This window comes from Sphingomonas mangrovi, from assembly GCF_047975845.1.
Taxonomy (GTDB): domain Bacteria; phylum Pseudomonadota; class Alphaproteobacteria; order Sphingomonadales; family Sphingomonadaceae; genus Sphingomonas.
In genome coordinates this window covers 30,840-53,287 of the sequence record NZ_JBIUCZ010000022.1, presented here as the reverse complement: position 1 = coordinate 53,287, position 22,448 = coordinate 30,840, and the positions used below count along the sequence as shown (strand labels likewise).

General features: G+C 68.8%; 25 protein-coding genes and 2 other RNA genes. 7 read left to right on the top strand and 20 right to left on the bottom strand.

The genetic code is table 11. From position 1 onward, the window contains the following. Window positions 1-98: 98 nt before the first annotated feature. The 4 genes from ACBY01_RS11590 to ACBY01_RS11575 form a co-directional block, all read right to left on the bottom strand. The gene (locus ACBY01_RS11590; protein ID WP_416461011.1) at window positions 99-1,172 is read right to left on the bottom strand and encodes a hypothetical protein; all 1,074 of its coding nucleotides are present in this window, start codon (window positions 1,170-1,172) and stop codon (window positions 99-101) included. A gap of 115 nt (window positions 1,173-1,287) precedes the next feature. Further along, window positions 1,288-2,394: a hypothetical protein gene (locus ACBY01_RS11585; RefSeq protein ID WP_416461010.1), complete on the bottom strand. Its 1,107-nt coding sequence runs from the start codon at window positions 2,392-2,394 to the stop codon at window positions 1,288-1,290. An 89-nt stretch (window positions 2,395-2,483) separates the two neighbouring features. Then, window positions 2,484-2,795, bottom strand: coding sequence for a (2Fe-2S) ferredoxin domain-containing protein (locus tag ACBY01_RS11580; RefSeq protein WP_416461009.1), 312 nt, complete (start codon window positions 2,793-2,795; stop codon window positions 2,484-2,486). Beyond that, window positions 2,792-3,328 carry a J domain-containing protein gene (locus tag ACBY01_RS11575; protein WP_416461008.1) on the bottom strand — a complete coding sequence of 179 codons (537 nt, stop codon included), beginning with the start codon at window positions 3,326-3,328 and terminating at the stop codon, window positions 2,792-2,794. The genes ACBY01_RS11580 and ACBY01_RS11575 overlap by 4 nt, the downstream gene beginning before the upstream one ends. A gap of 154 nt (window positions 3,329-3,482) precedes the next feature. On the opposite strand from ACBY01_RS11575, the gene ACBY01_RS11570 reads away from it, so the two are divergent. Together ACBY01_RS11570 and ACBY01_RS11565 are read left to right on the top strand one after the other, a co-directional pair. Then, window positions 3,483-5,063: a SulP family inorganic anion transporter gene (locus ACBY01_RS11570; protein WP_416461007.1), complete on the top strand. Its 1,581-nt coding sequence runs from the start codon at window positions 3,483-3,485 to the stop codon at window positions 5,061-5,063. Continuing rightward, entirely contained in the window at window positions 5,060-5,695 is a 636-nt protein-coding gene (locus ACBY01_RS11565; RefSeq protein WP_416461006.1) for a carbonic anhydrase, read from the top strand. Before ACBY01_RS11570 ends, ACBY01_RS11565 begins: the two co-directional genes overlap by 4 nt. 260 nt (window positions 5,696-5,955) lie before the next feature. On the opposite strand, the gene rnpB is transcribed toward ACBY01_RS11565, so the two are convergent. From rnpB to ACBY01_RS11530, 7 genes are all read right to left on the bottom strand, one after another. Then, an RNA gene (gene rnpB, locus ACBY01_RS11560) (RNase P RNA component class A) lies at window positions 5,956-6,330 on the bottom strand. 42 nt (window positions 6,331-6,372) lie between these two features. Then, window positions 6,373-7,062 (bottom strand): N-acetylmuramoyl-L-alanine amidase, encoded by a 690-nt coding sequence (locus ACBY01_RS11555; RefSeq protein ID WP_416461005.1) that lies wholly within the window; start codon window positions 7,060-7,062, stop codon window positions 6,373-6,375. Between the two features lie 108 nt (window positions 7,063-7,170). Then, a complete protein-coding gene (locus ACBY01_RS11550; protein ID WP_416461004.1) occupies window positions 7,171-7,536 on the bottom strand; it encodes a response regulator in 366 nt (121 codons plus the stop codon). 36 nt (window positions 7,537-7,572) lie between these two features. Continuing rightward, complete coding sequence (locus tag ACBY01_RS11545) at window positions 7,573-8,013, bottom strand: chemotaxis protein CheW (protein ID WP_416461003.1); 441 nt, start codon at window positions 8,011-8,013, stop codon at window positions 7,573-7,575. Further along, entirely contained in the window at window positions 8,010-10,325 is a 2,316-nt protein-coding gene (locus ACBY01_RS11540; RefSeq protein WP_416461002.1) for a chemotaxis protein CheA, read from the bottom strand. The genes ACBY01_RS11545 and ACBY01_RS11540 overlap by 4 nt, the downstream gene beginning before the upstream one ends. 51 nt (window positions 10,326-10,376) lie before the next feature. After that, window positions 10,377-11,018 (bottom strand): histidine phosphotransferase family protein, encoded by a 642-nt coding sequence (locus ACBY01_RS11535; protein WP_416461000.1) that lies wholly within the window; start codon window positions 11,016-11,018, stop codon window positions 10,377-10,379. A gap of 66 nt (window positions 11,019-11,084) precedes the next feature. Beyond that, window positions 11,085-11,492: a M67 family metallopeptidase gene (locus ACBY01_RS11530; RefSeq protein WP_416460999.1), complete on the bottom strand. Its 408-nt coding sequence runs from the start codon at window positions 11,490-11,492 to the stop codon at window positions 11,085-11,087. An 18-nt stretch (window positions 11,493-11,510) separates the two neighbouring features. On the opposite strand from ACBY01_RS11530, the gene ACBY01_RS11525 reads away from it, so the two are divergent. The 3 genes from ACBY01_RS11525 (at window position 11,511) to mtgA (ending at window position 14,402) form a co-directional block, all read left to right on the top strand. After that, window positions 11,511-12,461: an RluA family pseudouridine synthase gene (locus ACBY01_RS11525; RefSeq protein ID WP_416460998.1), complete on the top strand. Its 951-nt coding sequence runs from the start codon at window positions 11,511-11,513 to the stop codon at window positions 12,459-12,461. A gap of 53 nt (window positions 12,462-12,514) precedes the next feature. Then, window positions 12,515-13,420 (top strand): RNA polymerase sigma factor RpoH, encoded by a 906-nt coding sequence (gene rpoH, locus ACBY01_RS11520; protein ID WP_416460997.1) that lies wholly within the window; start codon window positions 12,515-12,517, stop codon window positions 13,418-13,420. Between the two features lie 277 nt (window positions 13,421-13,697). Further along, window positions 13,698-14,402 (top strand): monofunctional biosynthetic peptidoglycan transglycosylase, encoded by a 705-nt coding sequence (gene mtgA, locus ACBY01_RS11515; RefSeq protein ID WP_416460996.1) that lies wholly within the window; start codon window positions 13,698-13,700, stop codon window positions 14,400-14,402. Between the two features lie 159 nt (window positions 14,403-14,561). Here mtgA and ACBY01_RS11510 read toward each other — a convergent pair whose 3' ends face one another. From ACBY01_RS11510 to ACBY01_RS11490, 5 genes are all read right to left on the bottom strand, one after another. After that, window positions 14,562-14,837 carry a hypothetical protein gene (locus tag ACBY01_RS11510; protein ID WP_416460995.1) on the bottom strand — a complete coding sequence of 92 codons (276 nt, stop codon included), beginning with the start codon at window positions 14,835-14,837 and terminating at the stop codon, window positions 14,562-14,564. Between the two features lie 87 nt (window positions 14,838-14,924). Continuing rightward, entirely contained in the window at window positions 14,925-15,248 is a 324-nt protein-coding gene (locus ACBY01_RS11505) for a YbaB/EbfC family nucleoid-associated protein (RefSeq protein WP_416460994.1), read from the bottom strand. After that, window positions 15,245-16,918: a DNA polymerase III subunit gamma/tau gene (locus ACBY01_RS11500; protein ID WP_416460993.1), complete on the bottom strand. Its 1,674-nt coding sequence runs from the start codon at window positions 16,916-16,918 to the stop codon at window positions 15,245-15,247. Before ACBY01_RS11500 ends, ACBY01_RS11505 begins: the two co-directional genes overlap by 4 nt. Window positions 16,919-17,004: 86 nt before the next feature. Beyond that, window positions 17,005-17,102: signal recognition particle sRNA small type (gene ffs, locus ACBY01_RS11495), an RNA gene on the bottom strand. 44 nt (window positions 17,103-17,146) lie between these two features. Continuing rightward, complete coding sequence (locus tag ACBY01_RS11490) at window positions 17,147-17,593, bottom strand: hypothetical protein (protein ID WP_416460992.1); 447 nt, start codon at window positions 17,591-17,593, stop codon at window positions 17,147-17,149. Window positions 17,594-17,795: 202 nt separating this feature from the next. On the opposite strand from ACBY01_RS11490, the gene dcd reads away from it, so the two are divergent. Further along, entirely contained in the window at window positions 17,796-18,350 is a 555-nt protein-coding gene (dcd, locus tag ACBY01_RS11485; RefSeq protein WP_416461029.1) for a dCTP deaminase, read from the top strand. A gap of 427 nt (window positions 18,351-18,777) precedes the next feature. Here the strand turns inward: dcd and ACBY01_RS11480 are convergent, their stop codons facing one another. The 4 genes from ACBY01_RS11480 to ACBY01_RS11465 all read right to left on the bottom strand — a co-directional run bounded on the left by ACBY01_RS11480 (window position 18,778) and on the right by ACBY01_RS11465 (window position 21,347). Continuing rightward, a complete protein-coding gene (locus ACBY01_RS11480; RefSeq protein WP_416460991.1) occupies window positions 18,778-19,203 on the bottom strand; it encodes an ExbD/TolR family protein in 426 nt (141 codons plus the stop codon). A 28-nt stretch (window positions 19,204-19,231) separates the two neighbouring features. Beyond that, the gene (locus ACBY01_RS11475; RefSeq protein WP_416460990.1) at window positions 19,232-19,711 is read right to left on the bottom strand and encodes an ExbD/TolR family protein; all 480 of its coding nucleotides are present in this window, start codon (window positions 19,709-19,711) and stop codon (window positions 19,232-19,234) included. Between the two features lie 69 nt (window positions 19,712-19,780). Beyond that, window positions 19,781-20,584, bottom strand: a complete 804-nt coding sequence (locus ACBY01_RS11470; RefSeq protein ID WP_416460989.1) for a MotA/TolQ/ExbB proton channel family protein — start codon at window positions 20,582-20,584, stop codon at window positions 19,781-19,783. Between the two features lie 79 nt (window positions 20,585-20,663). Continuing rightward, a complete protein-coding gene (locus ACBY01_RS11465) occupies window positions 20,664-21,347 on the bottom strand; it encodes an energy transducer TonB (protein ID WP_416460988.1) in 684 nt (227 codons plus the stop codon). 240 nt (window positions 21,348-21,587) lie between these two features. On the opposite strand from ACBY01_RS11465, the gene ACBY01_RS11460 reads away from it, so the two are divergent. Then, window positions 21,588-22,439, top strand: a complete 852-nt coding sequence (locus tag ACBY01_RS11460; RefSeq protein WP_416460987.1) for a hypothetical protein — start codon at window positions 21,588-21,590, stop codon at window positions 22,437-22,439. The last annotated feature ends 9 nt before the right edge of the window (window positions 22,440-22,448 follow it).

The following is a 22,448-nucleotide window of genomic DNA, read 5'->3' as shown; positions in this document are numbered from 1 at the left end:
CCGGAGATCTCACAAAGGCGGCAGCCTAGGAGGCGAGGCGGATCGATGGCTGGTTTGCGGAACCATGGACTCCTGCCTGCGCAAGAGCACGGGGCGCCTCAGCGCGCGGCGGGCGCCGGCTTCTTGAGCGCAGACCAGGGGATCACCGACCAGTCGGGGTTGTCGCACACCCGCTGTACCCGCGCGAAGCTGGCGCCGAGCCACAGCCCGTCGCGGGTCAGTTGCCAGCTGGGAAACGACCACACCTCCGGATCCGAATAGTTGCAGTCCTCGCCCTCCGGATCGACCGGCTTCATCTCGGCGGCGTGCGTGCGCCGCAGCAGCGTCACGACGGCCGGTGCGAACACCTCGGAGCGATAGGCGTACCAGCCATCGCTGCTCTCGGCCGGAACAGGCTGCGTGCCCGCCGGCAGCACCTCGTCGAGGCGCAGTTCGCGCCCGCTGCGCGCGTCGAAGCTATATCCGGAGACGCCGAAGTCGGGATGCGCAGCCCCCGCGCAGTCCCAGGCGGCCTCCACGCGGTAACTGACGTACTCGGCTGTGAGCCAGGGCTTCCCCTCGACGTCTTGGATCACGCCGGCACCGCCGTCCGAACTGGTACAAGCAAGCGAGTGGCGGACGTCGCGCCACTGGTTGCGCGCGAGCGCGGCGTTCATCGCCGCCATCGGTTGCGCGGGATAGCCGCCTGCCAGCCGGAACAGCCGCACGCCGCTCTTCGCCTCGCTGAGCCAGCGGATCGGCTTGCCGTCGATCACCTCGGTCGCCCCCGGCTCGAAGCGCAGCCCGGCCAGCTGGAGCTTCTCGTGCAGCGACAGGTCGGTGGTCGCCTCGGCCGGCACCCCCGCGGCGGTCGTAACCCGCGTAAGTCGCACCGGCAGGCGCCGCTTCGCGCCGGTGGTGAGCGTGCCGACGAGGGTGTCCCCCTGTCGGCGCAGTTGCAGACGATCGCCGGTGAAGCGCGCGTCGAGGGTTAGCGAGTCTCCGCTTCGCGTCCCCTGGAGTGCGATGTCGCGGCGGGTGGAGCGATAGAAGTAGCGGCCCCAAGCCTCCTCGTCAGTGCCCTCGTCCTCCAGCGTCAGCACGATCTGCGTCGACCCCGCGCTCCCCTCGTAGCTCCGGGCGGTGCCGGACTGGGCGTCGGCGGGCGATGCCGCGAGGGCGATGGCAACCAAGGGAAGAGCGATGCGCAACGACAGCCTCCGCAAACAGGATGGGCGACGAGAATTTCCCGGCCGACGTGCAGCGTCAAGGTCCTGCACGCCCGGGTTTGCCTAGACCGGGGTCTGCCTAGAAGCGCGTGCCAGCGCCTTTGCCGCTCGTCCGACGGGCCTGGAGGGCGGACCAGGGCAGCACCGACCATTCGGGATTGTCGCAGAACCCCGCTGCCCGCGGAAAGCGCGCGCCGAGCCACAGGCCTTCGCGCGTCAGCTGCCAGGCCGGCATCGCCCAGACTTCCGGATCATCGTAGGGACAGGCGTCGTCTTCGGGAGCGACCGGTTTCATCTCGGCGGCGTGGGTGCGCCGCAGGAGGGCCGTGACGGCAGGCGCGAAGACGTCGCGGCGATATGGGTACCATCGCTCGCTGCCCTCGGGCGGGACCGGACCGCCGCCGACCGGCAGCACCTGATCCAGCGTCAATTCGCGCCCGGTACGCGCGTCGAAGCTGTGTCCGTCGACTGTCACCTCGTGCTGGCTGGCGTGTCCGCAATCCCAGCCGGCCCGCCAGCGATAGCTCACATACTCGTCGCTCAGCCACGGGTTGCCGGCAACGGCGCCGTCCATGCCGGGGCCACCGTCGACGCGGGTGCATCCGAAGGACGCGCTGACGTCGCGCCATTGGTTCTGCGCCAGCGCGGCGTTGATCGCGACCGTCGGTTCGGACCCATAGCCGGTCTCCAGCCGGAACAGGCGGACGCCGCTTTGCGCCTCGCGAAACCAGCGCACGCGCCTGCCGGCGATCGTTTCGACAGCGCCCGCTTCGAGGCGCAAGCCCGCCAGTTGCAGCTTCTCGTGCAGTGACAAGTCGGCCGGTGCCTCGGCGGGCACCTCCTTCGCCACGGTGACACGCGTCAGCCGCACCGGCAGCCGCTTGCCGGCGGTGGTGAGGGTACCGACCAGTGCATCGTCGTGGACTCGGAGGTCGAGCCGGTCGCCCTCGGTTCCGGCATCAAACGACAGAGCATCGCCTCGACGCTCGCCCTCCAGCTCGATGTCGCGGCGGTCGGATCGGCGGAAGTACCGGCCCGAGACATGGTTTCCGGAGTCCGGCGCTGCCAGGGAAAGCACGATCGGAGCAGGTCCGGCGGTGCCCTCGTAGCTCCGCTCGCCATCCGCTTGCGCGGCAACGGGGGATGCAGCCGCGGTCAGTGCGACGAGGGACAGAACGACGCGCAAGGGCAGCCTCCGCAAACAGGGTCGCGACGAGCATTTCCCCGCACACGCCGAGCGTCAAGGCAAAGCAGTGCAAGAACTGCGGTTGGACGTCAGACGCTCCGGTCTGCGGCGAGCCCCAGCGTCTCCGCCAGAGCATCGAGGTCAGCGCCGGGCGGCACGACCAGCCATTCCTCGGGTCGCGCGGCATCGACCACCGCCACCGCCCGCTTGGGGCACAGCCCCAGGCAGCGCGTCTCGACCAGCCCGGCGGCAGCCTTGGGTCCCTTCTTGAGCCCGAGCCGCTTGCGCAGCGCCTTGGCGAGCGGCCGGTCGCCGTCGGGGCCGAAGCCGCCGTCGAGCTTCTTCGAACATTTGCCGCATACCAGCACCGCCCGCGACCAGCGCGCGCGGGCCCGCTTCATGCGGGCTTCCACTGCCGCCGTTCCTCGGCTGTGCGCAGCACTTCGTACGCGGCCTGGATCGCCTGGAAGCGGGTCGCGGCGTCCTTGTCGCCGGGCCGCACGTCCGGATGGTTTGCCTTGGCGAGCCGGCGCCAGGCGGCGCGCACCGCCTCGAACTCCGCGTCGACCTCCAGCTCGAGCACTTCGAGCGCGCGCATCTCGTCGCGCGAGCGGCTGCCGTCGCCGGAGCCGCCCCAGGCATAGTGCGAGGCGTTGGCATAGCCGCTGGCGGTGCGCTGCTCGCTCGCCTCGCGCCGCTTGGCCTCTTCCTCGTCGAGCCCCTCGAAGTAGTTCCAGTTGCGGTTGTATTCGGCGGCGTGCGTTTCGCAGAAGTACCAGCGGTCCGGATTGTTGGGCGACTTGGGCGCGGGCCGGTCGCCGGGCGCTTCGCAGCCGTGGCGGTCGCACAGCCGGACGCGCGTCGCCTGGCGCTCGGCTTCGTAGCCGCGCCAGCGCGGAAATCCCCAATCGTTGGATCGACTTGAACGGACCATCGCTTTCCAGATAGCCCCCCTGCCGCCACGCACAACCCGGGGGTTCAGGAAACAAAACGTAATTATTTACCGCTGCCCTCCGCCCGGGCAGGTGTTTTATATGCTGCGCCGCACGCGTCCCCGGACGCGACCTGACCAGGAAAAAGGGAACGCGGTGTCCTTGGCTTCGAAATTCACGAGCAGCTGGCGGCAGGACGTGCCCGCCTCGATCGTGGTGGCGCTCGTCGCGCTGCCGCTGTGCCTCGGCGTCGCGCTCGCCTCGGGCGCGCCGCTGTTCTCCGGCCTGATCTCCGGGATCGTCGGCGGCATCGTCGTCGGCATGCTCAGCAAGTCGCCGCTGTCGGTGAGCGGCCCCGCCGCCGGCCTGACGGTGATCGTGCTCGACGCGATCCAGCGCATGCCGAGCTACGAAGCGTTCCTGCTTGCGGTGGTGCTGGCGGGCGTGATCCAGCTCGCCTTCTCCTTCTCGCGCGGCGGCATCCTCAGCGAATTCGTGCCGTCGTCGGTCATCACCGGCATGCTGGCCGCGATCGGCCTGATCCTGATCCTCAAGCAGCTGCCGCACGCGATCGGCTATGACGGCGACCCGGAAGGGAGCTTCACCTTCCTCCAGGTCGACGGCCAGAACACGCTTACCGCGCTCGGCGGCGTGCTGCGCGAACAGATCGTGTGGGGCGCCGCGATCATCGCCGCGGTCTCGCTCGCCTTCCTGTTCTGGTGGGACCATGCCAAGCCGAAGGAAGGCCCGCTGCGCTTCGTCCCCGGCCCGCTGGTGGTCGTGGTCGGCGCGGTGGCGATCAACGCGCTGTTCGGCGTGGTCGCCCCCAATCTCCAGGTCCAGCAGTCGCACCTCGTCAGCGTGCCGATCGCCGCCGGACTCGGCGAGTTCGTCGGGCTGTTCACCACCCCCGACTTCGGCCAGATCGGCAACGGCGCGGTGTGGACCACCGCGATCACCCTCGCGATCGTCGCCAGCCTCGAATCGCTGCTGTCGGTCAAGGCGGTCGACGAGATCGACCCGAAGCGCCGCACCACCGACAAGAACCGCGAGCTGTTCGCCCAAGGCGGCGGCAACATCGTCGCCGGCCTGATCGGCGGCCTGCCCGTCACCTCGGTGATCGTCCGCAGCTCCGCCAACGTCGACGCGAACGCCAACAGCCAGCTGTCCACGATCCTGCACGGCTGCTGGCTGCTGCTGAGCGTGCTGCTGATCCCGGCGATCCTCAACCTGATCCCGCTGTCGGCGCTCGCCGCGGTGCTGATCGCGACCGGCTACAAGCTCACCAAGCCGTCGCTGTTCACCAAGCGCTTCAAGCAAGGCTGGACGCAGTTCGTGCCGTTCGTGGTCACGGTGCTCGCGATCCTGTTTACCGATCTCCTCCAGGGCATCGTCATCGGCCTGGTCGTCGGCTTCGTCTTCGTGATCGGCCGCAATTTCCGCCCGGCGATCATCTTCGTCCAAGACGGCGACAGCTGCATGATCCGCGCCCGCCGCAACCTCTACTTCATGCACAAGTACGAGCTGCAGAAGGAGCTGGCGAAGGTTCCGGACGATTGCCACGTGCTGATCGACCTTTCGGCGACCAGCTACGTCGACATCGACAACATCGACATCATCAACGCCTTCGCCAAGAACGCGCAGTTCCGCAACATCGGGGTGATCGTGCGCGGCGACGTCGGCGAGAAGACGGTGTCCAAGATCCAGGCGCCACGCAAGGAGGTCGTCTTCGCATGAGAGAGTACAAGCACCTGCTGCTCGCCAACAAGGCGTGGGCGGCGGAGCGGCTGGAAGAGCGCTCCGACTATTTCGAGCGCCAGATCGCCGGCCAGCAGCCCGAGTTCCTGTGGATCGGCTGTTCCGACAGCCGCGTCGCCGCCGGACAGCTGACCAACACCCCGCCGGGCGGCATGTTCATCCACCGCAACGTCGCCAATCTGGTGAACGAGGACGACCTCAACCTGATGTCGGTGCTCGAATATGCGGTCACCGTGCTCAAGGTCCGGCACATCATCATCTGCGGCCATCACGGCTGCGGCGGGATCAACGCGGCGCTGGCGGGCGGCACCACCGGCTATGTCGGCAAGTGGCTGCAGACCGCCGAGCAGGTCTATCGCGACCACGCCGACGAGATCGACGCGCTGCCCGAGGACCAGCGCGCCAATCGCCTCGTCGAGCTCAACGTCCGCGACCAGCTCGTCCGGCTGGCGCAGACCTCGGTGGTACAGAACGCCTTCGCCGACGGGCAGACGCTGTACCTGCACGGCTGGGTCTACGACCTGCGCGACGGGCTCATCAAGCCGCTGATGGAGATCGATTCGACCACCGCGCTGACCGAGGTGCCCAAGCCGGAGCCGGTGCTGGTCTGAGCGATCCACGAGCTACCGGATGCGAACCCCTCCTGCATCCGGCGCGCCGGTCCGTCCTGCCCCGTCGTCCCTGGGGCGCCGCGGCGGGCCGGTGCAACTTTTTTGAGGATAGACACATCTCCTATGAGTGCTCCCGCGCATGCGGGAGCCCAGGGTTCCAAGCACCCACGATTCTGGGTTTGCGTGACCCTGGGTCCCCGCCTGCGCGGGGACACGGAGTGACCGAGAGGATCCTCTCTACTTCCGAGCAAAAGGCGAAAAGCGTCAGAGGGTCTGTAAGCCGGGTTCTGTCCACCCGCGCGAGGCGGGATAGGCGACCATTCCTCTAGGACGACGCTCGCGCGCCGCCTCCAGCAACCAACCCGGACGACGGGCCGGAACGAGGCCCATCTGCCGTCCCTATTCGGTCTTGCTCCCGGTGGGGTTTGCCATGCCGTTCCTGTTACCAGGCCCGCGGTGCGCTCTTGCCGCACCCTTTCACCGTGACGTGGCCGAAGCCGTCGCCGTTTGCTCTCTGTGGCACTTTCCCTGGGGTCGCCCCCGCCGGGCGTTACCCGGCACCGTCGTTTCCGTGGAGCCCGGACTTTCCTCGCCCCCGTTCTCGCGAACGGGGCCGCGGCCGCCCGACCCTCTGACGCGCATGCGCCTAGCGCAGCTTGGTCGCCTGGGGAACCCGCTCAATCGCCTCCCTGCGGCTTGGGCAGCAACAGCGCCAGCAGCAGGCAGCGGCATTCGGCGTCGATCTCTCCGTCGACCATCTCGGGTCGGAAGCGCCGCTGGAAGGCGGTGACCGCCGCAGCCGGATCGGCCACGTCATAGCCGAACCGCTCCAGCGCCAGCAGAAAGCCGCCGTCGGTCCAGTGCGGGTCCATCAGGTTCTTGGTGGGGCGCGGCAGCGCCAGCCGCAGCCGCGCGAGCTGCCCCCAGGGGAACAGCTCGCCCGGGTCCTGCTTGCGCGCCGGCGCGATGTCCGAATGGCCGACGACGTTGCCGCGGGTGATCGCGTGGCGCTGCTTGATGTCGGCGACCAGCCGGATGACGGAATCGATCTGCTCGTCGGGAAACGGGACATAGCCCCATTCGTGACCGGGATTGACGATCTCGATCCCGACGGAGGCCGAGTTGACGTCGGTGACGCCGCGCCAGTGCGAGCGGCCGGCGTGCCAGGCGCGCTTCGCCTCGTCGACCATGCGCACCACGGTGCCGTCCTCGGCGACCAGATAGTGGCACGAGACCTTCGCTTCCGGATCGGCGAGCCGCGCGATCGCGGAGGCCGCGTCCTGCATGCCCGTATAGTGGAGCACCAGCATCGTCACCGGCAGCGAACGATCGTCGAAGTTCGGCGAGGGCCGTTCGATAAACTCCATGCACTGCGTCCCCAAGCTATGGCGCAGCGATGCGGCGACGCGGCGGCAAAGGCAAGCTGCGGACGGTGTAGAGGGCGGCGGGACCGGTGGATCGTTGCGGCGCGACGCTCAGGCGACGCCGACGATCTGGAGCTTGCTCTCCAGCGTCTCGCGATCGAACGGCTTCATCACATATTCGTCGGCGCCCGCCTCGATCGCCGCGCGGATGTAGGGCATGCCGCCCTCGGTGGTACAGAACACCACCTTGGGACGCCGCGGCAGATCGGCGTCGTGCATCGCGCGCAGGAAATCCATGCCGCTCATCACCGGCATGTTCCAGTCGAGCAGGATCACGTCGGGCGGCGTCGCCAGGCAACTGGCGAGCGCCTCGCGCCCGTCGCCGGCCTCGCGCACCTCGAACCGCAGCGCCTCCAGGATGTGGCGCGCGACCTTGCGGATCACCTTCGAATCGTCGACGACCAAACAGCTTTTCATCGAGCCCCCCTGCCCGGCCAACCTCGCACAGCCGGGTTAATCAATCGAGACGCTTCCTTGCGGCGCCACGAGCAGCGCAAGGATGGCGGCCGGATCCACCACCGGGATCGGGGTGCCGCCGCGCTCGACGCTGCCGCGCGCGACCCGCATCCAGGCAGCTTCGATCGCATCGCCGGGCGCGCAGCGCTCCAGGCCGACCACGTCCTCCACCCGGTCGACCAGCAGCGCGTAGCTGTGCCCCTCGCCGTCGACGACCACGGCGCGCGGGTTGCCCGCGCAGCTGTGCGCCAGCCCGAGCAGCACCGGCGTATCGATCACCGTCACGACGCGGCTGCGCAGCGCCGCCAGCCCCAGGAGGTGCCGCGGCATCCGCGGCACCGGCGTGATCTCCGCCACGTCGACCACGCTGCCGACATGGTCGGACGGAATCGCTAGGGCCTGGCCGGCGATCCGCGCGACGAGATAGAGCTCGCTCACTGTGACGCTCCCACGGCATCGGCGACGGCGGCGAGCAGCGCGCCGGTGTCGTGACGATAGACGCTGGCGTCGTCGGGGCCGGCGGGCTCCGGCCCGCTGCGCAACCGCACGACCGGCGCCGGCCCGTCGGCACAGCGGCACGCCGCGGTGTCGGTCATCAGCACCACCGCCGGCGTTTCCGGCGCGGCACGCCCCGCCACCACGCGATAGCCCTGCGCCTCCAGCACCGGCCGTACCAGCCGCGCGAGCGGGCCATCGGCCGGCGCCGCCACGAGGCATACCGGCCCGGACGTACGGTCCGCCGGCGAATGCGGACGATCGCGGGCAAGCAGCCACTCGACGTCGATCAACTCGACCGCGGCGCGATCGAGCAGCACCGTCCCAGCGATGCGGCCGGTGCGGCACGCCGGCTCGATCGCGTCGGGCAGGTGCACCACCTCGCCGGCGTCGCGGGCGGCATAGGCGAGTTGGTCGCGCCCGTCGGTGAGGCGAAGCATCGCCAGTTCCGTGAGGCCGTCAATCGGCGCGACCGCTTCCGCCGGCACCCACCCGCCGTCGAGCGCCAGCCGCAGCCGACCGTCGCGCAGTTCGATTGCGTCGACCGGACGGCGTTCGACGCGATCGACCGAAGCGAGCGGCACCACTCGCCGCACCCCATCCAGGTCGACGAACACCAGCGCGGGGGCGCCCTCCTCCGCGGCAATCGCCACCGGATCGCGAGGAAGTTCGGTTTCCGCCCGCTCGAAAGCGATTCCGGCGACGGCGGCGATCCCCGCGCAGTCGAGCAGCAGCATGGGCCGGCCGCTGTCGGGCAGCGTCTTGCCGGCATAGATGCCCGCCGCCATGATCGGCGGCGACGCGGGCTTCACCACCAGCTCCTGATGGTCGACCACCGCGTCGACGGCCAGCGCATAGCTGCCCTGCGGCAACTCGATCACGATCAACATCGACGCGACCGGACCGTCCGGATCGACGTCCAGCAGCGTCGCCAAATCGATCGACGGCATCTCCCGGCCGCGCACCCGCGCGGAGCCGACGCCTTCGGCCATGTGCACCTCGGCGCGCGCGCCGGCGACGATCTCCTCGACGATCTGACGCGGGACCGCGAACTGCTGGGCGCCGACCCGCACGACGATCGCCGGGACGATCGACAGGGTCAGCGGCGCGCGGATCTCGATGTGCAGTCCCTGGCCGGGCCGATTGTCGAGCAGCACCCGGCCACCGATCTGCTCGACGGCGGCGCGGACCACGTCCATGCCGACGCCGCGCCCGGAAATGACGGTCGCCGCGTCGCGTACCGACAGTCCGGGCTCGAAGATCAGCTCGGCGCGGCGGCGGGCGTCGAGCGCCGCGAGCTGCGCCGCGCTGCGCGAGCCCCCCGCGACCAGCTTCGCGACGAGCCGCTCGACGTCGATGCCGCGCCCGTCGTCGGAGATCTCCAGCACGACCTGGTTGCCCGCCTGACACGCGGCGACGGTAAGCCGCCCCGCCAGCGGCTTGCCCGCCGCACGGCGCTCTTCGGCGCTCTCGATACCGTGATCGATGGCGTTGCGGACCATGTGGACGAGCGGGTCGCGCATCGCATCGACCATCTCGCGGTCGACCTCGACGTCGCTGCCCTCCAGCGTCAGCGTCACCGACTTGCCCAGTGCCGCCGCGGTGTCGCGCACCATCCGGGGAAGCGCGGCGAACAGCGTCTCGATCCGCTGCATGCGGGTGCGCGTCACCGTGTCGCGCAGGTCGGCGACCGACACCGACAGTCGCGCCAGCGCCGCCTCGATCACCGGATCGACCGTTCCCTCGCGCAGCACCCGCGCGAGTTCGTTGCGGGCGAGCACCATGTCGGACATGCCGCTCATCATCCGATCGAGCAGATCGACGCCCAGCCGGACGCTGCGCGCCTGCCCGCGCGGCTTGGCGGGCGCCGGCGCCACCGGCAGCGTCCCGCCCAAAGCGAGCGCGGCGATCAGCGCGTCTTCGCCCGCATCGGGCAGTGCCACGCCGGCGTCGATCGCGTCGACCAGCGCCCCGATGCGGTCGACCACCGCGAGGACCGCGTCGACCAACGCGCGATCGGGCGTGCGCGTGCCGGCGCGGACCTCTGCCAGCACATCCTCGGCAGCATGGCTCAGCCGTTCGAGCCGCGGCAGGTCGAGGAAGCCGCAGCTTCCCTTCACGGTGTGGACGAAGCGAAAAATGGCATCGAGCCGCGCGCGATCGTGCGGCGCCGCTTCCCACGCCACGATTTCGCCGGACAAGGTCTCCAGCGTCTCGCGTGTCTCTGCGATGAACTCCTGGAGAAGATCGTCCATGCCGCCCCTATTTTCCCGCGCGGGTCATGGCGGGCAGCGGTTAAGAGAGGGTTAGCCCCACGGGAAGGATGCCCCGAACAGCAGCACTCCCGCGTCGGGCGGCGACACCTGGAGCGTCCCGCCGCTCTGCTCCACCAGCGCATGCGCCAGGAACGCCGCCGCCGATCGCGGCGCCAGCCCGGCGTCGCCCTCGCCCGACAGCGCGTTGCGCAGCTCGGGATCGAGCACGATGCGCGGTCCCTCGGCGCGCACCACGATCTCGATGCCGCGGCCGCTCGCCTCCGCGCCGATGTCGAGCTGACCGCCGCGAACCAGCGCGTCGCCGCCGATCAACGCCAGGTTGAGTAACGCCTTGATCGCCGGCTTGGGAAGCGTCGGCTCCGACACCATCCAGCCCAGCTTGACGCGGTGGTTCTCGGAGAACAGCCCTTCGATCGCCGCCCGCGCCTCACGCGTGTCGACCACGTCTCCGAACCCGCCTGCCGCGCCGAATGCGAGGCGGAAGAACTTGAGCTTGTTGGCCGAGGCGCGTGCGCTCTCCGCCAGCAGTTCCAGGCAGCGCGCGCGCATCGCCGGGTCCTGCTCGTCGGCGAGCAGTTCGAGGCCGTTGTTGAGCGCGCCGACCGGACTGAGCAGATCGTGGCACAGCCGGGAGCACAACAGGCTCGCAAAGTCGGTGGCGCTGATCTGCATCGAGGAAATCCGATCGGAAATGGGCGTTTCGCGCACCTTTTACGCTGCGGGCGCGTCTCCGCAACCTCAGCCGACGAAGCGCAGCGCCACCGCGACGAACCGTCCCGCCACCGGTCCCTCGGCCACCGCCCGCCAGCAGCCGAGCGTCTCGGCATTGGCGATGATCCACAGCGTGCCGTCGGCATGGGACGACTCCGCATCGGTACGCGACGGCAGCACCGGCCCGCGCGGATGCGAATGGTAATGGCCCAGCACCGCCGGCCCGCCCGCCCGCGCGGCACGGTGCGCGGCGAGCAGCGCACGCGGGTCGATCTCGAACGTGGCGGCAGGATCGGCGGCGACGTTGTCGGCCGGCAGCAGCCCGGTCACGCGGCCGCCTGCGCCCAGCAGCAGCCCGCAGACCTCGCGGTCGGGCGAGGCCGCCGCCGCAGCGCGGATCGCCTGCGCGAGACCCGTTGCAATCTCCAGCGTCATTCCCATCTACGATACAGAATGGACCGGGGGGATTCCATCATTGCGGCGCATGTCGCCGATGCAGCCGATGGCTGGCGTCTCGACCGCGCGCTCGCGCACGCGGTGCCGACGCTGTCGCGCGAGCGGCTGAAGGCGCTGATCTCCTCGGGCAAGGTGCTGAGCGAAGACGGCAGCGCGATGCGCGATCCGTCGCGCAAGGCGCGCGCCGGCGACCGGTTCGACGTCCACGTTCCCGCACCTGAACCCGCGCACAACGAGGCGCAGGCGATCGCGCTGACCGTGGTGTTCGAGGACGAGCATCTGATCGTGGTCGACAAGCCCGCGGGTCTCGTCGTCCATCCCGCCGCCGGCAACCCCGACGGCACGCTGGTCAACGCGCTGCTCCACCATTGCGCGGGGCAGCTGTCCGGGATCGGCGGGGTCGCGCGGCCGGGCATCGTCCACCGCATCGACAAGGATACCTCCGGGTTGCTGGTCGCCGCCAAGCACGATCAGGCGCACGAGGGACTGGCGCGCCAGTTCAAGGCGCACTCGATCGACCGCCGCTACAGCGCGATCGTCTCGGGTCGGCCCACGACCGGCGGCGGCACGGTGGACGCGCCGCTGGCGCGCTCGTCGACCAATCGCAAGAAGATCGCGATCGTCCAGGGCGGCAAGCGTGCGGTGACCCACTGGTCGCTGGTGCGACCGTTGCGCGAGGCGGCACTGGTCGAATGCCGGCTGGAGACCGGACGCACCCATCAGGTGCGCGTCCACATGGCGTCGATCGGCCATCCGCTGGTCGGCGATCCGGTCTACGGCCGGGCGCGGCCGCAGCACCGCCAGGTGCTGGAAACGCTGGGTTTCCGTCGCCAGGCGCTGCACGCGGCACATCTTGGGTTCATCCATCCCGTGCTAAGGCACGCTTTAGCGTTCGAAAGCGAAGTTCCGGCAGACATGCAGGAACTGTTGAACCATCTTCACGTATAGGCTTGGCGCACGCGCTTCGAGCAAGGCGTGCGTCCATCAAGGGAGAAGCGATCATGGCTAGCGGCAGCAACGTCCCCGCGACGATTCCCGCACTGGGCGGCGAAGCGAGCCTCAACCGCTACCTGTCTGAAATCCGCAAGTTTCCCATCCTGGCGCCCGAGCAGGAATATATGCTCGCCAAGCGCTTCCAGGAGCATGGCGACACCGAGGCGGCGGCACAGCTGGTGACCAGCCACCTGCGCCTCGTGGCCAAGATCGCGATGGGCTATCGCGGCTACGGCCTGCCCGTGTCCGAGCTGATCTCCGAAGGCAACATCGGCCTTATGCAGGGCGTCAAGAAGTTCGAGCCCGACCGGGGCTTCCGCCTCGCCACCTATGCGATGTGGTGGATTCGCGCCTCGATCCAGGAGTTCATCCTGCGCAGCTGGTCGCTCGTGAAGATGGGCACCACGGCCGCGCAGAAGAAGCTGTTCTTCAACCTGCGCCGGATGAAGTCCAAGCTCGACGCGTTCGAGGACGGCGATCTCAGCCCTGAGCACCTCACCAAGATTGCGACCGACCTGGGCGTGACCGAGGACGAGGTCACCTCCATGAACCGCCGCATGGCGATGGGCGGTGACACGTCGCTCAACGTGCCGATGCGCGAGGATGGCGAGAGCCAGTGGCAGGATTGGCTGGCGGACGAGGGCCCGTTGCAGGATTCGGTCGTGGCCGAGGCGCAGGAGGCCGACGTCCGTCACGGCATGCTCGTCGAGGCGATGGACGACCTGAACGACCGCGAGAAGCACATCCTGACCGAGCGCCGCCTGACCGACGATCCCAAGACGCTGGAGGAACTGAGCCAGGTCTACGGCGTCAGCCGCGAGCGCGTCCGCCAGATCGAGGTGCGTGCGTTCGAGAAGCTGCAAAAGGCGATGATGCGCATCGCCGGCGACAAGCGCCTGCTCGCGACCGCATAAGCGGCGCGGGCGGCGCGGGCGGCGCGGGCGGCGCGGCGCCCATCCTTGCCGGGTCCGCCTTCACATCCCTCCCCGTCATGCTGACGAAAGTCAGCATCCATTGCCGCACCGCTTGAGATTCCAAGCGAAGCGCGAATGGATCCTGACTTCCGTCAGGATGACGAAGAAGGAAGAGCGGGTGACCGCACCCGCCTGCACCCCGCACCTGCGACGCCTCGGCCGGGTTTTCGACAACACAACGGTTCAAGCCGGCCGCAAACTGCTCTAGCTGTCCGGCATGGTTGCCGCAGCCCGACCCCGTTCCTTTCCCCGCCGCCTGATCGGCTGGCTCTTCAAGCTGGCCCTCGGCTTCGTCGCGCTGTCGGTCGCGATGACCGTGATCTACCGCTTCGTGCCGGTCCCGATCACCTGGACGATGCTGGGCGACGTGTTCACCGGCCATGGCGTCACCAAGTCGTGGCGGTCGCTGTCGCGCATCGATCCCGACATGGCACGCGCCGCCATCGCCGGGGAGGATTCGGAATTCTGCAGCCATAGCGGTTTCGATCTGGACGCGATCGCCGACGCCGCCCGCCGCAACGCACAGGGCGGGCGCATCCGCGGCGGCTCGACCATCAGCCAGCAGACCGCCAAGAACGTCTTCCTGTGGCAAGGCGGCGGCTATGCCCGCAAGGCGCTGGAGGCGTGGTTCACGCTGCTGATCGAGAATATCTGGGGCAAGCGGCGGATCATGGAGGTCTACCTCAACGTCGCCGAGACGGGGATCGGCACCTACGGCGTCGAGGCCGGCGCGCGCCGCTACTTCAAGCACGGCGCCGACACGCTGTCGCCTTCGGAAGCCGCGCGGATCGCCGCGGTACTGCCGCTGCCCAAGAAGCGCGCGGCGGTGGCGCCGCACGGCTTCACCCGCCGCCACGGCAACACCATCGCTACCCGCATCGGCGTCGTCCGCCGCCAGGGACTGGATGCCTGCCTGCGATAACCAGCCTGCGGCAGAACGCGTACCCCGGCGCAGGCCGGGGTCCAGTTGGAAAGGCTTCCGAGATGTGCGCACTCAACCTTGGCGCACCGCAACTGGCCCCCGGCCTGCGCCGGGGCACCATCATGCTATATCCCTGACTCTGCGAGGCATTTCGGCGTCTTAATTCGTTTCGCCGTCCGCAGCGCCTTCGATCGCGCTCCCGGCCTTATCGGCGGCGTCGCCGACGCTCTTGGCGGCGCCTGCGACCGCTTCGGTCTGGATCGTGTCGTTGTTGCTGGCGCGCAGCAGGAAATAGCCGCCGATGAGCACCGCGATCAGCAGTACCACCGCGATCAGCACGGTGCCGCCGCCGCCGCTGCGCCGCTCGATCACGGTCGTGTGGGGGGTGGCGGCGCCGGTCGTGGTGGTGGTGGTCTCAACGCGTTCGTCGGACATGGCGGGAACTCCCTTGATCGTTTCTGATGCGGATCAACTCCGCCTCCGAAACGAAAGTTCCCGCCGACCTTGCGGCGAGCCGCCCGATCAGAACGGCAGCTTGAAGCCCGGCGGCAGCGGCATGCCGCTGGTGAGCTTGCTCATCTCGCCTTGGCTGGCGGTGTCCGCCTTCGCGCGTGCGTCGTTCAGCGCGGCGGCGATCAGGTCTTCCAGCATCTGCTTCTCGCTCGGCTGAAGCAGCGAATCGTCGATGGCGACACCGATGATTCGGCCCTTCGCCGAAGCCTTGATCTTCACCAGCCCGCCGCCGGACTGCCCCTCGACCTCGATCGTGTCGAGATTGGCCTGCGCCTTTTCGAGTTCGGCCTGCACATTCTGCGCCATGGCCATGATATCGTTGAGATCCTTCATCGAGCGATGCTCCCGTCCTTGCGTTTCCAGTGATCGAGTTCGGCGCCCGGGAAGGCCGCCATCGCCGCCGCAACCAGCGGCGACGCGAGGATTTCCGAACGCTCCGCCTCGGCCTTAGCTGCCAGCGTCTCGCGGAGCGTCGGGTTCCCTGCCCCCTCGCCGATCAGGATGCTCCACGTGTGGCCGGTGATCTCGCGCAGCGCGAGACCCAGGTCGCGGGTGAAGTCCGTCGGCATCGGCCGCGCGCCGGACAGTTCCAGCTCGGGTGGCGCCAGCCGGATCGGGCGGAGGTGGTTGCGTACCTGCACCTGCAACGTGTGGCGGCCGTGCTTTTCCAGCAGCTCGGCGATCGCTTCGACGGTGTCGGGCAGCGCCGGCGGTTCCGGCTCGGCGACCGCGGCAGGCGCCGATGCCGCGGAAGGCGGCGATGCCGGGGCCGCGGCCGGCGTACCAACCTGCGGTGCGCGGCCCTCCGCCAGCGCCCGCGCCAGTTCGCCCGGATCGGGCAGCGTCGCGGCATGGATCACGCGCAGCAGCGCCATCTCGCACGCCTCGATCGGCAGCGCCGCGCGTGCAACCTCGTCATGACCCTTGAGCAGCAACTGCCACAGTCGGTGCAGCATCGGGAAGGACAGCGACTCGGCCCAATGGCCCAGCGCATCGCGCTCCTCGGACGACTGGCCGGCGGCCGGCGTCGCCCCCACCTTGGCGAGCGTCACGCCGTGCACCGTCTCCAGCAGCGTGCGCAGCACCGCCTGCGGATCGACGCCCAGGTCGTACTGACCGCGCAGCGCGGCCAGCGCCGGCGCTGCCTCGCCCGCCAGCAGCAGCCGGAACAGTTCCCGGATCGCGCCGCGGTCCGACAGGCCCAGCATCGCGCGCACCGCATCGGCGCGCACGCCCTCGCCCTCCATGCCGGCATGGGCGATCGCCTGGTCGAGGATCGACAGCCCGTCGCGCGCCGATCCTTCCGCCGCACGCGCGATCAGCGCCAGCGCCTCGGGCTCCGCCTCGAAACCCTCGGCCGCCACCACCTTTGCGAAATGCTCGGCGAGCAGCTCGGCCGGGATGCGGCGCAGGTCGAATCGCTGGCAGCGCGACAGCACCGTCACCGGCACCTTGTTCACCTCCGTCGTGGCGAACAGGAACTTCACATGGCCCGGCGGTTCCTCGAGCGTCTTGAGCAGCCCGTTGAAGGCCGCTTTCGACAGCATGTGGACTTCGTCGATGATGTAGATCTTGTAGCGCGCCGAGACTGCCGCATAGCGCGACGCCTCGATGATCTCGCGGATGTCGTCGATGCCGGTGTGGCTGGCGGCGTCCATCTCGATCACGTCGATGTGGCGCCCCTCGGCGATCGCGCGGCACGGCTCGCACACGCCGCACGGATCGATCGTCGGCCCGCCTTGCCCGTCCGGCCCGACGCAGTTGAGCGCCTTGGCGATCAGCCGCGCGGTGGAGGTCTTGCCGACGCCGCGCACCCCGGTGAGCAGGAAGGCGTGGGCCAGCCGGTCGCGCTTGATCGCGTTGCCCAGTGTCGTGACCATCGCATCCTGGCCGATCAGCTGGGAAAAGGTCTGCGGCCGGTATTTGCGCGCCAGCACGCGATAGGCGTCCGCCTTGGCGGCCGGCTGCGGGGTCTCCCCCAGGTCTAGGAAGGAATCGGACATGTCGGCCGATCCTTAGCGGCTCGCGCAGCGGCTGTCGAAGCGACACAGCCAGGAAGGTGCGCGGCGAGGGTGCTGTGGCGATGGGGTGAGGTGGGAGCCGGAACGACCCGGTACGGAATCGTTGCGGCTGCTTCCTTCCGGACCTGACCGGGTTGGCGACGGCACCGTCCGCCCGACTCCCGCGCGCCATATGGCGAAGCGGCGTCCCCCTGGCAAGGGGTGGCTGCGCTAGGGCGCCGCGGGGCCCGGCGTGTCGGGGCTGCTCCGGTCGCTCGCCGGCGACATGGCGCGCGCGATGCTCGCCACGTCGGCGATGTGGCGCCGCATCTGCGCCATCATCTCCAGTGCGACCGCGCGATATTCCTCCCAGTGGTCCGACACGTCCTGGCCCATCCACTTGCGTTGGATGCGGCGGAACCCCTCGGTCATGTCGATGCACTCGATCTTCATCGCCCGCGCGAGCGCAGCATCGGCAGCCGAACCGCCTGCGATCAGCGGATCGAAGAACTCCTGGTGCACAAAGCGCTGGTAGGCGGACAGGGTTCGCCCCATCGCCTCCCGACGAACGCTGAGATAGCGCGCCGAGGGGCGCTCGACGCCGTCGCGCAGCAGCGGCTCGACCTCGTCGAGGATCGCGAGCATCCACGCGTGATAGTCCTGCAGGCGCTGGAACAACCACCCTCTCCCTGGCGTCGGGCCGCATCCGGCGACACCGCCGATCCTCGCCCGTCCTCCCACAACGCACAACCGCCCGAAGGCGCCACATCGGACCGGCCGGTTTCGTCGAGGCGGCGCAGCGCAAGGATGGATCGACGCGGGGGCTTGTCCGCAACGGCAAAGCCCGCGAAGGCTGCCGCGCCGAACCAAGGGGGACATGATGGCGATTCTATCCGACCGCTGGATCCGCGAGCAGGCGCTCGAACACCGCATGATCGAGCCGTTCGTCGAAGCGCAGCGGCGCGAGGGGTGCATCAGCTACGGCCTGTCCTCCTACGGCTATGACGCGCGCGTGGCGGACGAGTTCAAGATCTTCACCAACGTCGATTCGGCGACGGTCGACCCCAAGGACTTCGCCTCGAACAGCTTCGTCGATCGCCAGACCGACGTCTGCATCATTCCGCCCAACAGCTTCGCGCTCGCGCGGACGGTCGAGTATTTTCGCGTGCCGCGCGACGTGCTGGTCATCTGCCTGGGCAAGTCGACCTATGCGCGCTGCGGGATCATCGTCAACGTGACGCCGCTCGAGCCCGAGTGGGAGGGGCATGTGACGCTGGAGTTCTCCAACACCACGCCGCTCCCCGCCAAGATCTACGCCAACGAAGGCGCGTGCCAATTCTTGTTCCTGAAGGGCGACCAGCCCTGCGAGACGAGCTACGCCGACCGCGCGGGCAAATACATGGGCCAACGCGGGGTCACGCTGCCGCGGCTGTAGCATCGGGAGGGTCGGCAGACCTCCTTCGGCCTAGAGCCACGCGGGTAATCGGGTGCGGCCCTGGGCCCCTGCCTTTGCAGGGGCACGGCACGCCCTGAAGCGAGGTCCGTGCGACCCGAGAAGCCTGCAACTTCCCACCTCCGATGAGGTAGGCGCACCGCGCGCACCGCCGGGGCAGGCCGTAACGCCGGTCGATCACCCCTTCCGCTTCTCGTTCCTCCCGTGCTCCTGCGAAGGCAGGAGCCCAGAGTTGCGAGGGGACGCTTTCATGGCTCCGCGCCCTTATATTTGGAGCGACACGTCCCGTGCCGGTGTCTCGGCAGAAGCACGCGACCCTGCCGCAAAGCCAACCGACCAAGCTCCTCAAACGCAAAAACGCCCGTGCGGTGGTCCGCACGGGCGCCTTTTGCTTGCTGGTCCGAAGGGATCAGAAGTCGTTGCGATACTGCTCGTTGCCGACGAAGCCGAGCTTGGTCACGTTGGACCGCTTGATGATCGCAAGCACGCCGTCCACCACCTCGTAGCGGGCGGCGGCGTCGGGCTGGAAGTGCAGTTCCGGCTCCGGCACGATCGCCGCGCTCTGGTCGAGATACTGACGCAGCGTCACTTCGTCGACCGTCGCACCGTTCCAGGTCACGACGCCGTCGGCGGTGATCGCCACCTTGTTCTTTTCCGGATCCACCACGTTCTGGTTGTTCGGATCCGGCTGGGGCAGATCCACCTTCACCGCATGCGTCTGGATCGGGATGGTGATGATGAACATGATGAGGAGAACGAGCAGGACGTCGATCAACGGCGTCGTGTTCATTTCCATCATCGGCTCGCCGTCGTCGCGGCCGCCACTCATTGCCATGTGAGACTACTCCTCGAATACGCCGGCGTCAGAGACGGGGGCTGCCGCCCGGCTCCGGTTCCGAGATGAAGCCGACCTTGGCGAAGCCTGCCGACTGCATCGTGTAGATGGTGCCGCCGATGCAGCGGTACGGCGTGTTCACGTCGCCGCGGATATGAACCTCGGGAAGCTCGATGCCCGGGGCGTTCGGCCCACCCTGACGGGCGACCTCGTCCTCGAGCTTCTTGACCGCCCGCTCGCGCAGCTCGCCGCTGCTGACCGGGGTGAGATTCCAATAGACCTGACAGTCGCTGCCGGTGCCGCGGATCGAGAGCGACACGTTCTCCGGCTTGGTCGTCGTCGGCTCGAACTCCACCTTCGGAAGCTGCAGTTCCACCGACTGGACCACCACCGGGACCGCGATAAGGAAGATGATCAGAAGCACCAGCATCACGTCCACGAGCGGCGTGGTATTGATGTCCGAAAGCGGCTTTTCGTCGGAGCCGTCGCCGCCAACACTCATCGCCATAAGGCTATCCTATTCTCGTTTTCGTCACGTCGTCCGCCGGGCCGCACGGGCCCGGCGGGTAGCGTCGTCTTACGAACGCGGCGGCACGCCACCGGTCTGGCCGGCGGTCGTGGAACCTGCAACCGGCTTCGGAGCAACGGCCGGCTTGGCGGCAACGGTCGACTTCGACGCGAGCGCCGGACGGACCGCACCGTTCGAGGCGAGGTAGCCGAGCACGTCGTTCGAGAAGGCCGACAGGTCCTCCGCGATCGCCTTGTTGCGGCGCTGCAGCCAGTTGTAGGCGAGCACGGCCGGAACCGCGACGACCAGACCGATGGCGGTCATGATCAGCGCCTCACCGACCGGACCGGCGACGTCGCCGATCGCAGCCTGACCGGCCGCACCGATCTTCACCAGCGCGCGGTAGATGCCGACCACGGTACCGAACAGACCGACGAACGGCGAGGTCGCGCCGACGGTCGCGAGGAACGCCAGGCCGCCGGCGAGCTTGGAGTTGATCGCGGCTTCCGAGCGGGCGAGCGAACCGTGCAGCCAGTCGTGGGCCTCGACCGGATCGGTCAGGCGGCTGTGCTGCTCCTGCGCGGCGAGACCGTCGTCGACGATCTGGCGATAGGCCGAGTTCTTGTCGAGCTTGGCAGCGCCCTCGCGCAGCGAGTTGGACGTCCAGAAGTTCTGACGGACGCGCTTCGCCTGGTTCATGATCTTCTGCTGTTCGAACAGCTTGGTGAACAGGATGTAGAACGAGCCGACCGACATGATGACGAGGATGCCGAGCACCGACCATGCGATGGCGCCGCCCTGCTCCAGAGCTTCCCAGAAGCCGAAATTCGGGGCGCCGGCAGGAGCCCCGGCAGCGAAGATGTTGGTGAGCATTGTGAGATGTATCCCTTACAGAAGCATGCGCAAATGGTTCTAAGGGGCCCGGCGCCGCGGCGCCGGGCCGAAATAGCCGTTATTGGTCTTCGAGCTGCCAGGTGACGCTCAGCGGGTAGGTCGAGACGACCGGATTGCCCGCCGCGTCCTGTGCCGGAGTGAACCGCACGCGGCTCTTCGAGATGCGGCAGGTCGTCTGATCCAGTGCGGAGTTTCCGCTGGAGGACGTGACGACGCAGTCGCTCACGCGGCCATCGGTGCCCACGGTCAGTCGGGCGCTCACGCGACCTTCGGCGCCTTCGCGCACCGCCGACGGCGGATACGCATCGCGACCGAAGAACTGACCCGGATTGCCGCGCAGACCCGCCTTTTTGCTGACGGCCGGGGGAGCCGGCGGCGCAGGCGGTGCCGGCGGCGCGGGCGGCGCTGCGATCGGAACCGGATTGTAGGTCGGCGGCGGAGTCGTCACCGACTGGATCACCACCGGCGGCGGCGTCTGCACGCGCACGATCGGCGGCGGGGTCACCACCGGCGGCGGCGACTGCGGCGGCGCTTCCGGCGGCGGCGGCGGCGGCGGCGGAACCTCTTCAGGCGGGGGCGGCGGCTCGACGATGTCGAACGTGTCCAGATCCTCGACCTGCTTCTTCACGTACTTGTACGCGAGACCAGAGATAAATGCGTACCCGATGAGCACGTGCAGCAACGCCACGACGGCGATTGCGACGATGCGCCCAGGACCCGCTTTTTGATCAGCATAGGCCATTCAGCAACAAAACTCCTTTAGCCTCTCAACGAGTGGTACGGCGCGCGGTCTCAGCCGCACCCTTGCATCCGCAACCCTCGCCGTAGCGCTGCTGGGAACACCGCCGATTCTCTATCGTGGCACTTTCCGCGAGGCAAACGCTTTGTCGGACGCAACAAAAGTGCAATGAAATCGGTATCGACGCCCGCATCTTGAATCGCCCTAGGTCGATGCTGCAAGATCGCGTAGGGACTGGCAACCATGTTTCGACTTTTCCATGCATCCGCAGCGGCGGCATTGGCCCTTTCCGCCCCCGCTTCCCTGCCCGCGCTGGCACAGCAGCCGGCGTCTGTGGCGCAGCCGGGCGCAAGCTATGCGGAGCTCGCCGATCTGGTGCTGGCCGCGCCGCTGGTGATCGACGTGACGATCCGTAGCGCTACGCGGATCAAGGGCCAGGAAGCAGCCGGCGTCGCCGCCAACGCTGCCCGATTCTATGTCGAAGCCGATGTCGGCGCGCTGATCCGCGGATCGGGCGCGATGCCGGCGCGACTCGGCTATCTCGTTGACGTTCCGCTCGATTTTCGAGGGCGCCCGCCGCGGCTGGCGAAGATGCGAGTGCTGATCTTCGCGCGCGGCGTTGCCGGTCGGCCGGGTCAGGTCCAGCTGGTCACGCTCGACGCCCAGCGCGAATGGACGCCCGCGCTCGACGCACGGGTGCGCGAGGTGGTCCGCGAGATCCTCGACCCCGCCGCACCGCCGTCGATCGTGGGAATCGGCAACGCGTTCCACGTCGCCGGTACGCTGCCGGGCGAGGGCGAGACGCAGATCTTCCTCAAGACCGATAGCGGGGCACCGGTGTCGCTGCTGGTGCTGCGCCGTCCGAACCAGCCGCCGCGCTGGGCCGTCTCGTTCGGGGACATCGTCGACGAGAACGCCGCCGCGCCGCAGCCGGACACGCTCGGCTGGTACCGTCTCGCCTGCGGCCTGCCGCGCGCGCTGCCGACGACGTCCCTCGACACGCAGGACGAAGAGAGCGCGCGACTCGCCCGCGAGGACTATCAGTTCGTGCTGCGGTCGCTCGGCCCCTGCCGCGCCTCGCCCGCCGGGGTCTGAGCCGCCAGG